Here is a 14,604-nt window from a genome sequence, read left to right on the forward strand (position 1 = left end):
TCAGCCGAGGGCGGCCAGGGCCTCGCGTGCCTCGGCCGCCGCCGGCCGCTGAGGGTCCGTCGCCAGCAGGGCCTCCAGCGCCGTCCGGTACGCGGCGTCGCGCGCTGCCCCGGCCGGCGTCTGGACGTCGGGAGCGACCCCGCAGCCCTCCCAGTTGGTGCCGCTCACCGCGTTGACGGGCCGGGCCACCGGCACGGTCAGCTCCAGGTGCGGGTGCAGCCGGTGCCCGACCCGCGGGTGCGCCCCGCCCCGGGTCCGCTCGCCGACCACGGTGGCCCGGCCGAGCTGCTGGAGGTCGTACGCCAGCTCCTCGCCGCCGGAGAACGTCTCGGGGCCGGTCAGCACGAGCACCGGCTTGTCGGGCGCGTAGCGGGGCACGGGCAGCCAGGCGGCGCTCCAGTACTGGTGGCTGGTCCCGGCCCGCTCGTGCATGGTGTGCAGGTGGGTCGGCTCGGCGAAGAACCAGCCGCAGACCAGGGCCACCATGTCGGGGCTGCCGCCCCGGTTGCCGCGCAGGTCGAGCAGGAGCGCGTCGGTGCCGGCGAGCAGCCGCAGCGCGGCGATCACGAGGTCGCCGGCGAGCTGCGGGGGGAAGAGGCAGGGCGCGATCTCCAGCAGCCCCACGTTGCCGGGCAGCCGTTCCACCCGGGCCACGCCGCCCATGGTCCGCGCGGCGAGCTGGACGAACTGCACCTCGGCAGGGTCGTCGGCGAGGTCGGCAAGGGGGGTCTCATGGTGCTTGAGCCGCAGGTGCAGGTCGCTGTTGGCCGCCTGGAGGTCGGTGGTGACCAGCGCGCCGAGGGCCACGGGGTCGGCGGCCCCCGCGTACGCCCCCTCGCGGAGCCGGTCGCCGAGGTGGGCGGCGATCCGGCCGGCCACCTCGGGAAAGACGTACTGCTCGGCCACAAGCTTCGCGGCCCGCTCGACAATGTCGGTGATCTCGTCCTGGCGCATGTCCCGAGTAGAGCAGGCCGGTTGACAAAGCGTCAAGAGAATTAGACGCTTTAGCGGTGAACCACGAGACCGAACTGGAGGTCCGCACCGCGGCCCACTTCAAGGCGCTGGCCCACCCGTTCCGGCACCGGCTGCTCTTCGCGCTCGGATCCGGGCCGGCCACCATCAGCCAGCTCGCCGTCGGGCTGGGTGCGGCCAAGGGCACGGTCGCCCACCACCTCAAGGTGCTCACCGAGGCCGGCATGGTCCGCGTCGCGCACACCCGCCAGGTCCGCGGCGGCACCGAGCAGTACCACGAACGGGCCTTCCGCCGGCTGGTCGGCGAGACCGGCGACGCCGGCGCCACCGGCGCGCTGTTCGGCGCGGTCGCCGAGGAGCTGGCCGGAGACCCCGACCCGTTGCTGCACCTGCGCCACCTGCGCCTCACCCCGGCGCAGGCTGAGCGGCTACGGTCCACCCTGGACGCGCTCGTCGGCGAGGCCGAGGAGGCCGGACCGGACCAGCCCCGCTACGGCGTCCTGGTCTCCCTCTACCGTCGCGCCGACCCCGCCCACGTTGGCCCGCCGGGGCGGTGACCCACGCCGATCGGCTCTGGCGGCGGCACCCGGCGCTGACTAGGCTTGCGCCGTTCGCCGTCCGCAACCGGTCGTCATCGACGAGGGTGCACGCCCGAGAGAGAGCCGGAGCGAATCGTTGTCTCCCAGCAGCACGTGAGCCTCGCCGCCGTGGCGCCGGCCCGTCGCCCGCTCTCCGGCCGTGTCGGGTCCGTCGCGGCCGCCCTCGTCGTACTCGGGGAAGCGGTATGGCTGGTCGCCGGCCTGCCGGGCGGGGCCCTGGTCAGCGACCTCGGTGCGGTGGCGGTGTCGAGCTGGGCGGCGGTGGCCTGCACGGGCGTGGCCCGGCGGCACCCGGCCCCGCTGCGCCGGTTCTGGGCGCTGCTCGCGGCCACCATGATCCTCGCGGCGCTCGGCCGGACGGTCTGGACGCTCCAGCGGCTCGGCGGGCACGACCTGCCGCACACCCCGCTGGTCGGCGGTCTCTTCACCGCCGGCATCGTCACCGGCACCGCCGCGCTGCTCTGCTCCGTGGCCGCCCCGCGCAGCCTGGTGGGGCAGGCCCGCACCCTGCTCGACGGGGTGATCGTCGGGCTGGCCCTCATCCCGATCGGCTGGGTGGTGGTGTTCCGCGACCTCGCCGCCGCCGACCTGGCCGATCCGCTGCGCACCTTCGGGCTGCTCTACCCCATGCTCGACCTGATGCAGCTCACCATCCTGGTGGCGGTCGCCGGGCCACCCCGTCCGATGTGGCCGGCGCTCACCGTGATCGGGGTCGGCCTGGCCACCCGGGCCGGCGCCGACGCCGTCTACGTCTCCCTCGTGGCGCACGCCAGCTACGCCCCCGGCCACCCGATCGACATCTGCTGGCCGCTGAGCTACCTGCTGATGGGCCTCGCCACCCGCTACCCGCCGCCGCCCTCCTGCGCCGAGGAGGAGGAGACCGGCGACTCGCCGCTGCCGCCGTGGTGGCGGGTCGCCCTGCCCTACCTGCCGGTGGGCGGGGCGATCGTCGCCGTGGTGCTCGCCCGCCGGCCCACCGGCCAGACCCCACACCTGATCTTCCTCGGCATGATGACGCTGCTCGGTGTGCTCGCGCTGCGCCAGGGGCTGGCCGCCAACGAGAACCTGCGGCTGGTCGCCCGCCTGCGCCGGCTCGCGTACTCCGACCAGCTCACCGGCCTGCCCAACCGGCTCACCTTCACCCGGCGGCTGCGCCGGGCGCTGCGCGACGGCGGCCCGGTCGCCGTGCTGCTCCTCGACCTGGACGGCTTCAAGCAGGTCAACGACCGCTTCGGGCACGCCGCCGGTGACCGGCTGCTGCGCACCATCGCCGAACGGATGGGGGACGCGACCGGCCCCGACGGGATGATCGCGCGGCTCGGCGGCGACGAGTTCGCCGTGCTGGTCGCCGGTGACCGGCCGGTGCCGCCCGAGCGGCTCGCCCTCCGGCTGCTCGCCGCCCTCGAACCGCTGCCCGGCGAGGAGGACCTGGGCGTGCACCCCTCGGCCAGCATCGGCATCGCCGAGTACGGCCCGCAGCACACCTCCCACACCGACCTGCTCCGCGACGCCGACATCGCGATGTACGCGGCGAAGGCGGCCGGCAAGTCCGCGTACCGGACCTGCACGCCGCAGCTGCGGGAGTCGGCGGTGACCCGGGCCGAGCTGATCGCCGACCTGCGCCGCGCGGTCGACGAGGGTCAACTGCTCATGGAGTTCCAGCCCATCGTCGACCTGCCCACCGGCGCGGTACGCAGCGCCGAGGCGCTGGTGCGCTGGCGGCACCCCCGGCTCGGGGTGCTCACCCCGGCGCGGTTCCTGCCGCTGGCCGAGGAGACCGGGCTGATCCTCGCCGTCGACCGGTGGGTCATCCACGAGGCGTGCCGGGCGGCAGCCACCTGGCGCGAGCGATCCCCCGAGGTCACCGTGGCGGTCAACATCTCCGCCGCCCACCTGCGCCGGCCCGACCTGATCGCCACGGTCACCGAGGCCGTCGGCGTGGCCGGCCTGCCGCCCCGCGCGCTCACCCTGGAACTGACCGAGTCGGCGCTCATCGAGGGCAGCGAGGCGGTGCTCGACCGGCTGACGCAGCTCCGCGACCTCGGGGTCGGCATCGCCATCGACGATTTCGGCACCGGCTACTCCTCGCTGAGCTACCTGCACCGGATCCCGGCCACCGAGCTGAAGATCGACCGGTCCTTCGTGGCCCGCCTCGACGCCGACGACGCGCGGGCGTACGCCACGGTGGAGATGGTCAACCGGCTGGCCGGCGCGTTCGACCTGGCCGTGGTGGCCGAGGGCGTGGAGACCGGCGGCCAGCACGCCGCGGTGACCGCGATTGGCTGCGTGCACGGCCAGGGCTGGCGCTACGGCCGCCCGGTCGCCCTGGCCGAGCTGCTGCACGCGCTCACCCCGGTCGACGCGGCCCGCTGACCGGACCGGCCCGCACCGGGTCGAAGGTCCCGGGCAGGACGGGGGATTCGGCCCTGCCGGCGGTGCCCCGCCCACCGCCACGATGGTGTCGGCAGGCAACGAAGAACACCATCCATACAGGAGCCAGAGATGAAGCGACGGACACTCGACCTGTTGTTCAGCATCGGTGGGCTGGGCCTCGCGGTCCTGCTGCTCGTCGTCGGCGTCGTCCTGACGACGAACGCCAACTTCGCCAACCGCTACGTGCACGACCAACTCGCCGCCCAGCACATCAGCTTCACCCCGGCCGACAAGCTCAGCGACGAGGAGAAGAAGTCGGACTGCCTGCGTGAGTACGCCGGCCAGGCGCTCACCAGCGGCAAGCAGGCCGAGTGCTACGCCAACTCGTACATCGGCCTGCACCTCAACTCGATCGGCGGCGGCAAGACGTACGCCGACCTGGGCGCGCCGCAGACCGCGCTGCGCGAGCAGGTGGCCCAGGCCGAGCAGGTCAAGGCCGCCAACCTGGCCGACCTGCAGAAGCAACTCGCCGACGTCACCGCCCAGCGGGAGACCGTGTTCAAGGGCGAGACGCTGCGCGGCCTGCTGCTCACCTCGTACGGGTTCAGCGAGTTCGGCCGCAAGGCCGGGCAGGGCGCCCTGGCCATGTACCTCGGCGCGGCGCTGCTCCTGCTGCTCTCGGTCGCCGGCCTGGTGCACGCCTTCCGCACCCCGGCCAGCGCGACGTTCGCCGCCCCCGAGAGGGAGCGGGTCACCACCTGACTTGCTCCCGGATCGCCCCGGCCTCCCGTACCCCTCGCGGGGAGGCCGGGAGCGATCGCGGTTTCGTGCCGGGCGGGGCGTGCGGGCCGCAGAATCGGGCTTGACCCTCACGCAACGGGAGGCGGGAGCCTTGGTGGCGGAAGGGAGGGAACCCATGGCATACACGGTGGGTCAGGTGGCGCGGGCGGCCCGGGTGACGGTCCGGACCCTGCACCACTACGACGAGATCGGGCTGCTCTCGCCGAGCGGCCGCACCGCGGCGGGCTACCGCCGCTACGACGACGCGGACCTGGAACGGTTGCAGCTCATCCGGGCCTACCGGGAGCTGGGGTTCCCGTTGGAGGAGATCGCCGAGATCCTCGACGACCCGGGCGGCGACCCGCTGCCGCACCTGCGCCGGCAGCACGAGCTGCTGACCGGGCGGATCGGGAAGCTGCGGGACATGGTCTCGGCGATCGAACTCGCGATGGAGGCGAGAAAATTGGACATTCAACTCACCCCGGAGGAGCGCTTCGAGGTGTTCGGGGACTTCGACCCGGACGAGCACGCCGAGGAGGCCGAGCGGCGCTGGGGCGGCACCGAGGCGTACCGGCAGTCGACCGAGCGGGCCGCCCGCTACTCCAAGGAGGACTGGCTCCGCAACAAGGCCGAGAACGAGGAGTGGGGGCGGCGGATCACCGAGTTGATGGCGTCGGGCGCGCCGGCCGACTCGCCCGAGGCGATGGCGCTGGCCGAGGAGCACCGGCAGCTTATCAGCCGGTGGTTCTACGACTGCTCGTACGAGATCCACACCGGGCTGGCGGACATGTACGTGACCGATCCGCGGTTCACCGCGTACTTCGAGAAGATCCGGCCGGGGTTGGCCGCGTACCTGAACGAGGCGATCCACGCCAACGCGATCAGCCGGGCCTGATCCGCCGCGGGTGCCAGGATGGGCCGGACGGCTCAGCCCTGGAGGTCACGTGTTCATCGTCGCCGGCACCCTCTACGTCGACCCGGCCCAGCGGGCCGCCTACCTGGCCTCCTGCACGGAGGTCGTCCGGGCGGCCCGCTCGGCGCCGGGTTGCGTGGACTTCGCGGTCAGCGCGGACCTGGTCGAGCCGGGCCGGATCAACGTCTACGAGCGGTGGGAGTCCGACGAGCAACTGCTCGACTTCCGCGGCTCCGGCCCGGACGGGGAGCAGGCGGCGATGATCCTCGGCGCCGAGGTGCACCGGTTCCGCATCTCCGGCGTCGAGGCGCCGTGACCCGGTCAGCGCGGGCGGACCGGCACGGGTGACGTGGTCACGTAGTCGTAGACGGCGCGCGCCAGGCACCGGACGACCTGGTCGCCGGTGGCCTGCGGCCCGGAGGTCAGGAACGCCACCGCGGTCTCCTCGCCGGGGATGAGGTAGTAGCCGACGTCGTGGGAGACGTCGGGCAGGTCGCCGGTCTTGTGCGCGACCGGCGTGCCGGGCGGCAGCGCGGCGGGGATCTTGGTGTTGAGGGTCTGCTCCCGCATGAACCCGATCAGCAGGTCGCGGGAGGCCGGGTCGACGATCTGCGCGTCCCAGACCGCGCCGAGCAGCGAGATGACGTCGTCCGGGCTGGTGTAGTTCTCCTCGCCCCGGGCGACGGCCTCGGCGTCGAGGAACTTGCGGGCGAGCACCGTCTCCCGCTGGTTCATCGAGTCGATCAGGGCGTTCACCGGGGCGAAGCCGCCCAGATAGTTGATCAGCACGTTGGCGGCGGTGTTGTCGCTGTACTTGATCGTGTACTGGGCCAGCTTGTCGAGGCTGGCCAGCTGCGGGATCTCCTCGAACTGCAACTGGCCGGTGCCGCCGACCACGTCGGCCCGGGTCACCAGCACCCGCTGGTCCAGCGACACCTGGCCGCAGCCGACCCGGCGCAGCAGTTCGGTCACGATCCACAACTTGATCACGCTGGCCGCCCTGGGCCGGAACCGGCCGTCGACCGAGACCTGCTGCCCGCCGAAGCGGCCGGAGAGGTCGCGGACGGTCACCCCGGCCAGGTTGCCGGTCGTGCCGGCCGCCGCCACGATCCGCTGCAGGGGACGGGTGAGTGGCAGGAACGCCCGTCCGGCCACCGGGTCGGTGGGCGGCAGCGGGTTGCTGACCACCTCGCCCGGGTGCCGGCGCGGCGGGCCGTCGGGCGGCACCACCACGAGTTCCCCCGGGGCCCGCCCGACCAGCGGGACGTCGTACCGGTAGGTCGTACCCCGGACGGTGAGCCGGCCGTGCGCGGACCGCCCGTCGACCCACATGCCCGGGTCGACCACGCGGCCGGTGTCGCCGTCGCAGGCCCGGTAGCGGACGGTCCGGGCGGCCGCGTCCACCGAGAACACCCCGCCGGGAAAGGCCAGCCACACGAGCCAGGTCCGCGGCGCCTCCGGCTCTCTGTGCGGCCCGGAGGCCGCCGCCGGCCCGGCCGCCGCGACCACCGCCAGCACCGTCGTGAGCGCCACGAGGCCCAGAGGTACGCCCCGACGTGAGCGGGATATGTCTCTTCTATTCACCTTTGCGAGGTTAGGAGGTGGGCGGGTCCGGCGGCGCCGGGCTGCCGCCCGGCTCACCCGACCGTGACCCGGGTGGGCCGGACCTGCCGCCCAGGATCCACGCCAGCTCGGCGAGGTGGGGGTGTTCCCGCCACCCGGATACCGCCTCATCGCCGAGCTGGCGTCGATCTGGAATCTGCCGGGTCGGTGCCGCTCACGCGGCGGCCGCTAGAGGACCAGGTCGAGCAGGAGGACGCCGGCGAAGCCGACCACCGAGATGATCGTCTCCATCACCGACCAGGTCTTGATGGTCTGCCCGACGGTCAGCCCGAAGTACTCCTTCACGAGCCAGAAGCCGGCGTCGTTGACGTGCGAGAAGAACAGCGACCCGCAGCCGATGGCCAGCGCCAGCAGGGCCACCTCGGGGCCCTGGAGGGTCGCCGCGAGCGGCGCCACGATGCCGGCGGCCGTGATGGTGGCGACGGTGGCCGAGCCGGTGGCCACCCGGATACCGACCGCGACCAGCCAGCCCAGCAGCAGCGGCGACAGGTTCGCGCCCTCGGCGGCGTTCGCGACCAGGTTGCCGACGCCCGCGTCGACCAGCACCTGCTTGAATCCGCCGCCGGCGGCGACGATCAGCAGGATGCCGGCGATCGCCGGCAGCGAGCCGCCCAGGAAGCCGGAGACCTGGCCGCGGCTGAACCCGGTCCGGTAGCCCAGGAAGACCATCGCGAAGATGACGCCGGCCAGCAGCGCGACGATCGGGGTGCCGATGATGTCCAGCGCCTTCCGGCCGCCGGTGCCCTCGGCCAGGGTCAGCTCCCCGATCGCCCGCAGCAGCATCAGCACCACGGGCAGCAGCACGGTGACCACGGCGGCCCAGAGCGCCGGTTCGCGGCGGGCGCGCGGGCCCACCGGCTCGTCGATCGGCGCGCCGGGGCGGCCGGTGCCCGGATTCACCAGGTCGTCCTCGGTGACCAGGTCGCCGTCGGCGTCGAGGCGGCCCTCACCCGGGCGGGTCGGCCGCCGGTCCCCGCCAACGGCGAGCGGCTGGCGGGTGGGCAGCAGCGCCTCCGGGGCGGTGGCCGGCACGTAGCGGGCGATGAAGTTGCCGAAGACCGGCCCCGCGATGATCACCGTGGGGATCGCCACCAGCAGGCCCAGGGCCAGGGTCTGGCCGAGGTTGGCGCCGAGCGCGTCGATCGCGACCAACGGGCCCGGGTGCGGCGGCACGAGCCCGTGCAGCACCGACAGGCCGGCGAGCGCCGGGATCCCGATCTTGATCAGCGGCACGTCGACCCGGCGGGAGACCAGCAGCACGATCGGCACCAGCAACACCACGCCGACCTCGAAGAAGAGCGGGAGCCCGATCAGCGCGGCCACCCCGGCCATGGCCCACGGCAGCGCGCCGCCGGAGACGCGGCCGACCACCCGTTCGACGATGCTGTCCGCGCCGCCGGACTCGGCGAGCAGGCCGCCGATCATCGCGCCGAGCGCGATCAGCAGGCCGACGCCGCCGACCGTGGAGCCGACCCCGCCGCTGAACGAGGTGACGATCTTGTCGGCGCTGACCCCGGCGACCACGCCGAGCACGGCCGCGCCGAGGATCAGCGCCAGGAACGGGTGCACCTTGCCCCAGGCGATGAGCACCACCACCGCGGCGATGCCGAGCAGGGCGGCGACGACGAGCTGGGTGTCACCGGCGTTCGTGAGGGGCTCCGCCGGTGCGGCGAGCAGTGTGACCACGGCAATCACGACCTTCGGTAGTCGTCCGTGCCTCCGCGACGGGCGATCACTGGGGAGGAGCGGTAGGTGGTGGCTCCGGCGGCAGGCTCGGTGCCAACCGCCGCAGCGACGCGAACGTCGGCACGAGCGCGTCGTACAGCTCGGAGAAGAGCGGCAGCAGGGCCGCGTACGTGGCGGCGGAGGCGGGATCCGGGCGGACCGTCTCCTCGATCCGGACCAGGTCGGCGGCGACCTCGATCGACTCGATCAGGCCGAGCGCCTGCATGCCGAGCAGGGCGGCGCCGAAGCTGGAGCCCTCGTGTCCGGCCGGGAAGCGCACCGGCATGCCGAGCGCGTCGGCGAGGATCTGCCGCCACAGCGGGCTGCGGGCGAAGCCGCCGCTGGCGCGGATCTCGCGTACCTCGTTGCCGGCCGCCCGCACCGAGGCGAGGACCAGGGCGAGCTGCTGGCAGACCCCCTCCAGCGCGGCCCGCACCAGGTGCGCCCGGCCGTGCCCGTGGGTCAGCCCGACGTACGCGCCGCGGGGCAGCGCGCTCCAGTGCGGCGCCCGCTCGCTGAGCAGGTACGGCAACATGATCAGCCCGCCGGAGCCGACCGGCGCCCGGGCGGCCAGGTCGAGCAGCTCCTCCTCGGCGTGCTCGCCCAGCTCGGGGGCGAGCGCCTCGTTGGCCCACTGGAGGACGATCCCGCCGTTGTTGATCGCCCCGCCGACCACCCAGCGGTGCTCGGTCAGGGCGTAGCAGAAGACGCCGCCGAGCGGGTCGACGCCGGGGCGCTCCACCATCACCCGCATGGCCCCGCTGGTGCCGATCGAGCAGGCCACCTCGCCGGGATGCACCGCGCCGAGCCCCAGGTTCGCCAGCGGCCCGTCGCCGGCGCCCACCACGAGCGGGGTGTCCGCGGGCAGGCCGGTGGCCCGGGCCGCCCCGGCGGCCAAGCCGGGCAGCACGTGGGTGGTGGGGACGAGCCGCGGAAGCTGCTCCTCGGTGATGCCGGCGATGCGGAGCGCCTCGGCGTCCCAGACCAGCCGGTGGATGTCCATCAGCCCGGTGGCGGAGGCCACCGAGTGGTCGGTGACCAGCGCCCCGGTCAGCCGCAGCAGCACGTAGTCCTTGACGCCCACCCAGTGCGCCACCCGCGCGTGCAGCGTCGGTTGCTGCTGGGCGAACCAGACCAGCTTGGGCAGCGGCGCCATCGGGTGCACCGGCGTGCCGGTGCGCCGGTGGATGGCCAATCCGGAGGGCACGGCGCGCAGCCGCTCGGCCTGCGCGCTGGCCCGCGAGTCGGCCCAGGTCACCGACGGGGTGAGCGGGGTGCCGTCGGCGTCCAGCCCGATGAGGCTGTGCATGGCCGTGCTGAACGACAGGCCGGCCACCGGCCGGTGCAGCTCCTCGACCACCGCCCGGATCGACCCGACCACCGCGTCGAAGATCCGCACCGGGTCCTGCTCGGCGTAGCCGGGTTGCGGCTCCTCGAGGGGATAACCGATCGAGTGGGTGGCGAGCTGCCGGCCCCCGGTGTCGTACGCGACCGCCTTGGTGCTGGTGGTGCCGATGTCCACCCCCACCACGACGGCCGGGTCGCCCACCGGTGCACCTCCTCGCGTGCCGGGGGTCGCCGCGCGTCCCGCCCTGCGGCTGACGTTACCGACGCACCGACCCCCTCGCACGGCGAAGCGGCCACCGTGCAAGCGCCGCGGAGGTTCCGCCTAACGTGTCGCGCAATCACCCTTTCGGTCAATTTGGCGACTTGCGCGTGTCTTGCCACCCCCGCGACGCAGTTGACATGAATGACACCCCGATTGGTGGGCTCGCGCGGCGGAGGAGTCGGCGTGGCGATGACTGATTCGACGGGTTCCACATGGCGCTACCGGTGGGCGCACCGGCACAACGACCGGCGGCAGCGCGCCTTCCGCGCCGCCGACGAGGCGTGGCGACGCCGCGACGACGAGCTGCGGCGGCTGCGTACCCTCGCCGGGTCCTTCCACGGCTCGACCGACGCCGGCGCGGGCCTGCCCATGGAGCTGGGCCCCGGCGAGGTGGTCTTCTGGACACTGCCGGCCGCGCAACTGGTCGAGGTGCGGCACACCGCCGTGCTGCCCGCCCCCGAGCTGACCGTCGACCCGGAACCGCCCGTCCTGCGCCCGCGCCGCCCCGAAGGGGTCAAGGTCGTCGACGCCGGCCTCGCCGTGCTCACCAACCGGCGCCTCGTCCTGCTCGGCGGCCGGGGCCGGCGCGACTGGACGTACGGGCGGATGACCGGGCTGTCCCACGACCCGGGGGCGCCGGTCACGCTCATCCAGGTGCTCGACCGGCGGCGTACCTCCGGTCTGCTCCTGCCCACCGGCGCGGTGGCCGACTTCCGGTTCAAGCTCACCCTGGCCTTCGCCGACGCCATCGAGCAGCGCGCCGCCGTCGTCGCCCAGCTCGACGACCTGATCGCGGAACACGAGGCGGCGCGTCCGGTCCGGCCGGCCGTGCTCACCCCGGCCCAGGCCCGGGTCTCCACGCTGCTCCCCGGCGGCCGGCGGACCGTCGCGGTCGGCGTGGCCCTCGCCCTGATCGTGCCGGCGATGCTCTTCGAGTCCGACCCGCCGGTGCGCCCCGGGTCCGACATGGCCGCCGCGGCCACCCCGGAGGCCACCGCCACCCCCACCGCCGCGCCCCCGCCCGTCGCCCCCGCCGTCCAGGTCAAGCCCGGACCCAGGCCGCAGCACACCCGGCCCGCACCGACCACCGCGCCGTCGCGGAGCACCCCGCCGCGACCGGCCGCCGAACGCCGCTGCGGCGCCCCGGCCAACCCCTACGGGTACGACTTCTGCGGCGGCACCCGGATCCGCAAACCGGCCCGGGGCGTCTGCGACTCGTTCGACTGCGTGCCCGGCTTCTGGTCCGGCCGCGGCTGGCTGGTGCAGTGCCGCGACGGCACGGTCAGCCTGACCGGCGGGCGGCGCGACTCGTGCGCCGACAACCAGGGCTACCACCGGACCTTCTGGACCTGACCGCCCGGGCCGACCCGCGCCCCTAGCCGGCGAGGCGCGGCGACCGGGGCGCCGCACGCAGCGGCAGCAGGCCGGCCAGGACCAGGGCCGCGCCGACCGGCAGCAGGTCCAGGTTCACGGCGATCGCCACGAACCCGACCAGCACCAGCACCGGCGCCCACACCGGCAGCAGCCGCGCCGCGGCGGCCCGGTACAGCAGTACCAGCAGGCCCACCTCGAACAGCGCCGGCCCGCCGAGCAGCACCAGGTCCGGCGTCTCCACGGCGTCGGCGAAGCGCGGGAACAGGTCGCCGAGGATCACCCAGACGAACGCCGCCGCGCCGACCAGGCCGGCCAGCGCCGCCACGTCGTCCACCGCCCGCAGCCGGGCCGAGCGGGTACGCAGCACGCCATGCAGACCGACGACCAGCACGGCGAACCCGAGGATGCCGAACAGGAACAGGGTGTGCCCGGTGTTCCACGCCCACGCGCCCTTGTCGCTGTGGCCGTCCAGGCGGTCGATCAGGCGGAGCAGGCCGTAGCCGAGGAGCAGCAGCGACGCGGCCACGGCCACCGGCCGCAACCAGGGGTACGCGGGACGCGTCCGGGAATCGGTGAGGGTCATGGCCTCAGCCTCGTCTCAGGTTCGGCCGAGGACATCCGGGCCGACCCCCCACCCGGCCCCCGGATTAACCGTTCGCGCCCTCAGGGGTGCGCGGCTAGCGTCCGGCGCGTGTCCCGCACCGTGACCCTGGTCCTGGTCGACGCCGACGGCCGGCCGCTCGGCGCCCTGCCCCCGTACGACGTGCCGGAACCGTGGTGGCAGCAGGTCGGCGCGATCGTCGACGGGGCCCGCCGCCGGTACGGCGTCGACGTGGCCGTGCTGCGGCTGCTCACCGGCGACCGCCCCGAACCGCCCGGCGGCCACGTCACCTACCTGGGTCAGGTCACCGAGCCGCCCGCCGTACCCCTGACCCCGGCACCGGTGGACCTCACGCCGCACCCGCTGCGCGCCCCGTACGCCGAGCCCGGCGGCCCGGCCCGCAGCGTCGCCTGGGCCACGAGCGAGCTGCGCCGGCTCGGCCGGCCGGTGACCGCCGTGGCGCAGCAGCGCACCTGGAACCTGTCGGCCATCTGGCGACTCGACGGCCCGGCCGGCAGCGCCTGGCTCAAGCAGGTGCCCCCGTTCTTCCGGCACGAGGCGGCCGTGCTGCGCTGGCTCGCCACCGCCGCGCCCACGACCGCCCCCACCCTGCTCGCCGCCGACGACACCGGCCGGATGCTGCTCGACCACGTGCCCGGCGAGGACCGCTACGGCGCCGGCGAGGCCGAACGGGCCGCCGTCGCCGCCGACCACCACACCGTCCAGCTCCGCGCCGCCGGCGAGGCCGCCGCGCTGGTGGCGGCCGGCGTACCCGATCGGCGCGGGCCGGCGCTGGCCGGCTGGATCCGCGACCGGCTGGCCCCGCACGACCCGACCGTGGCCGCCGACCTGCTCGCCGGCCTCGACGACCGGCTCGAACGGGTCCGCGACTGCGGCCTGCCCGACACCCTCGTCCACGGCGACCTGCACCCCGGCAACGCGCGCGGCGACGGCACCCGGCGGACCGTCATCGACTGGGGCGACGCGTTCGTCGGCCACCCCGCCTTCGACATCCTGCGCCTCACCGAGACGCTCGACCCGCCCGTCGCGGGCCGGCTGCGGGACGCCTGGGCGGCGCGCTGGCGGGCCGACGTGCCGGGCAGCGACCCGCAGCGCGCCGTCGCGCTGCTCCGCCCGGTCGCCGAGCTGCGGCTGGCCGCCGTGTACGCGATGTTCCTGGCCGGCATCGAGCCGAGCGAGCACCCCTACCACCGCGGCGACGTGCCGGCCTGCCTGGCCCGGGCCGCCGCAACCGCCTGACACAGCTGGATCCACAGTTCGCTCCGGCGCGACACGCGACGTCGCTGGTCCAGGCGGAGACAGCCGAGCCCATAGCATGAACGCTATGGCCTGGGGTAGCGTGGAGCTGGAACCAGAAGTCCGTAGCTGGTTGGAGGAGTTGCCGACCGCAGAGTTCGCACGAGCCGCCTTCTACATCGATCTTCTCGCCGATCGGGGCCCGCTGCTGAGTGAGCCGCACACGCGGCAACTCGACGGCAAGCTCCGGGAACTGCGCTTCTATCTGGAACGTGGGGCGATTCGGATCACGTACTGGATGGCCTCCGAGCGGAGAATCATCTTGCTGACGGTCTTCCGCAAGACGCGAATGCGCGAGGACCGGGAGGTCGAGCGGGCGCGCCGGGCTCTGGAGCGGTGCGTGGCGGAGCGGCACACCGTGGTCGAGGGGGCGGAGTGATGACGGATCGAGTGGACTGGACCGACCTGCGCCGGCGGCGGATGGCCGAGCCGGGGGCGGAGGAGGCGTACGCGGCCGCCCGGCTGGCGTTCGAAATCGGGCAGACCGTTCGGGAGCTGCGGGAACGCGTCGGCTGGAGCCAGACCCAGCTCGCACGCACGGCCGGCATGACGCAGTCGGCCGTGGCCCGCTTCGAGGCCGGCGGCACCGTACCCACGCTCGTCGTCCTTGAACGACTCGCCCGGGCGCTGGACATGCGGCTTGACGTCCGGTTCTCGCCGATCGCCGACGCCGCCTGACCTCCGGCGCGCCTCGGGTCGCTGGCACGGGTGTCGCATC

The 14,604-nt window shown here is 74.3% G+C and carries 14 protein-coding genes; 9 read left to right on the forward strand and 5 right to left on the reverse strand.

Features of this window, described 5'->3' with window-relative positions; translation table 11 throughout:
• A complete protein-coding gene (locus tag ABZS80_RS02015; protein WP_355053993.1) occupies positions 1-954 on the reverse strand; it encodes a S41 family peptidase in 954 nt (317 codons plus the stop codon).
• A 56-nt stretch (positions 955-1,010) separates the two neighbouring features.
• On the opposite strand from ABZS80_RS02015, the gene ABZS80_RS02020 reads away from it, so the two are divergent.
• The 5 genes from ABZS80_RS02020 to ABZS80_RS02040 all read left to right on the forward strand — a co-directional run bounded on the left by ABZS80_RS02020 (position 1,011) and on the right by ABZS80_RS02040 (position 5,953).
• Entirely contained in the window at positions 1,011-1,529 is a 519-nt protein-coding gene (locus ABZS80_RS02020) for a helix-turn-helix domain-containing protein (RefSeq protein ID WP_355053994.1), read from the forward strand.
• A 135-nt stretch (positions 1,530-1,664) separates the two neighbouring features.
• Entirely contained in the window at positions 1,665-3,944 is a 2,280-nt protein-coding gene (locus tag ABZS80_RS02025; protein WP_355053995.1) for an EAL domain-containing protein, read from the forward strand.
• A gap of 129 nt (positions 3,945-4,073) precedes the next feature.
• On the forward strand, positions 4,074-4,706 hold the full coding sequence (locus tag ABZS80_RS02030) for a hypothetical protein (protein WP_355053996.1): 633 nt from the start codon (positions 4,074-4,076) through the stop codon (positions 4,704-4,706).
• Between the two features lie 154 nt (positions 4,707-4,860).
• A complete protein-coding gene (locus tag ABZS80_RS02035; RefSeq protein ID WP_355053997.1) occupies positions 4,861-5,619 on the forward strand; it encodes a MerR family transcriptional regulator in 759 nt (252 codons plus the stop codon).
• Positions 5,620-5,668: 49 nt separating this feature from the next.
• A complete protein-coding gene (locus ABZS80_RS02040) occupies positions 5,669-5,953 on the forward strand; it encodes an antibiotic biosynthesis monooxygenase family protein (protein ID WP_355053998.1) in 285 nt (94 codons plus the stop codon).
• A 5-nt stretch (positions 5,954-5,958) separates the two neighbouring features.
• Here the strand turns inward: ABZS80_RS02040 and ABZS80_RS02045 are convergent, their stop codons facing one another.
• The 3 genes from ABZS80_RS02045 to ABZS80_RS02055 all read right to left on the reverse strand — a co-directional run bounded on the left by ABZS80_RS02045 (position 5,959) and on the right by ABZS80_RS02055 (position 10,534).
• Positions 5,959-7,170, reverse strand: coding sequence for a serine hydrolase (locus ABZS80_RS02045; protein WP_355053999.1), 1,212 nt, complete (start codon positions 7,168-7,170; stop codon positions 5,959-5,961).
• Positions 7,171-7,428: 258 nt separating this feature from the next.
• On the reverse strand, positions 7,429-8,946 hold the full coding sequence (locus tag ABZS80_RS02050) for an SLC13 family permease (protein WP_355054000.1): 1,518 nt from the start codon (positions 8,944-8,946) through the stop codon (positions 7,429-7,431).
• Positions 8,947-8,992: 46 nt separating this feature from the next.
• Positions 8,993-10,534 (reverse strand): gluconokinase, encoded by a 1,542-nt coding sequence (locus tag ABZS80_RS02055; RefSeq protein ID WP_355054001.1) that lies wholly within the window; start codon positions 10,532-10,534, stop codon positions 8,993-8,995.
• A 243-nt stretch (positions 10,535-10,777) separates the two neighbouring features.
• On the opposite strand from ABZS80_RS02055, the gene ABZS80_RS02060 reads away from it, so the two are divergent.
• Positions 10,778-11,947 (forward strand): hypothetical protein, encoded by a 1,170-nt coding sequence (locus tag ABZS80_RS02060; RefSeq protein ID WP_355054002.1) that lies wholly within the window; start codon positions 10,778-10,780, stop codon positions 11,945-11,947.
• 22 nt (positions 11,948-11,969) lie between these two features.
• On the opposite strand, the gene ABZS80_RS02065 is transcribed toward ABZS80_RS02060, so the two are convergent.
• A complete protein-coding gene (locus ABZS80_RS02065; protein ID WP_355054003.1) occupies positions 11,970-12,551 on the reverse strand; it encodes a hypothetical protein in 582 nt (193 codons plus the stop codon).
• Positions 12,552-12,659: 108 nt separating this feature from the next.
• Here ABZS80_RS02065 and ABZS80_RS02070 point away from each other — a divergent pair, with 108 nt between their 5' ends.
• From ABZS80_RS02070 to ABZS80_RS02080, 3 genes are all read left to right on the forward strand, one after another.
• Complete coding sequence (locus ABZS80_RS02070; protein ID WP_355054004.1) at positions 12,660-13,829, forward strand: aminoglycoside phosphotransferase family protein; 1,170 nt, start codon at positions 12,660-12,662, stop codon at positions 13,827-13,829.
• Positions 13,830-13,914: 85 nt separating this feature from the next.
• Complete coding sequence (locus tag ABZS80_RS02075) at positions 13,915-14,265, forward strand: type II toxin-antitoxin system RelE/ParE family toxin (protein WP_355054005.1); 351 nt, start codon at positions 13,915-13,917, stop codon at positions 14,263-14,265.
• The gene (locus ABZS80_RS02080) at positions 14,265-14,564 is read left to right on the forward strand and encodes a helix-turn-helix transcriptional regulator (RefSeq protein WP_355054006.1); all 300 of its coding nucleotides are present in this window, start codon (positions 14,265-14,267) and stop codon (positions 14,562-14,564) included. Before ABZS80_RS02075 ends, ABZS80_RS02080 begins: the two co-directional genes overlap by 1 nt.
• Positions 14,565-14,604 lie beyond the last annotated feature (40 nt).

The organism is Micromonospora sp. NPDC005305 (genome assembly GCF_040607315.1).
Classification (GTDB): domain Bacteria; phylum Actinomycetota; class Actinomycetes; order Mycobacteriales; family Micromonosporaceae; genus Micromonospora.

What these genes read in the sequence shown, in the direction of transcription:
- ABZS80_RS02015 (WP_355053993.1), bottom strand. Translation starts at nt 954, where the DNA reads ATGCGCCAGGACGAGATCACCGACATTGTCGAGCGGGCCGCGAAGCTT.
- ABZS80_RS02030 (WP_355053996.1), top strand. Translation starts at nt 4,074, where the DNA reads ATGAAGCGACGGACACTCGACCTGTTGTTCAGCATCGGTGGGCTGGGC.
- ABZS80_RS02035 (WP_355053997.1), top strand. Translation starts at nt 4,861, where the DNA reads ATGGCATACACGGTGGGTCAGGTGGCGCGGGCGGCCCGGGTGACGGTC.
- ABZS80_RS02065 (WP_355054003.1), bottom strand. Translation starts at nt 12,551, where the DNA reads ATGACCCTCACCGATTCCCGGACGCGTCCCGCGTACCCCTGGTTGCGG.
- ABZS80_RS02075 (WP_355054005.1), top strand. Translation starts at nt 13,915, where the DNA reads ATGGCCTGGGGTAGCGTGGAGCTGGAACCAGAAGTCCGTAGCTGGTTG.
- ABZS80_RS02080 (WP_355054006.1), top strand. Translation starts at nt 14,265, where the DNA reads ATGACGGATCGAGTGGACTGGACCGACCTGCGCCGGCGGCGGATGGCC.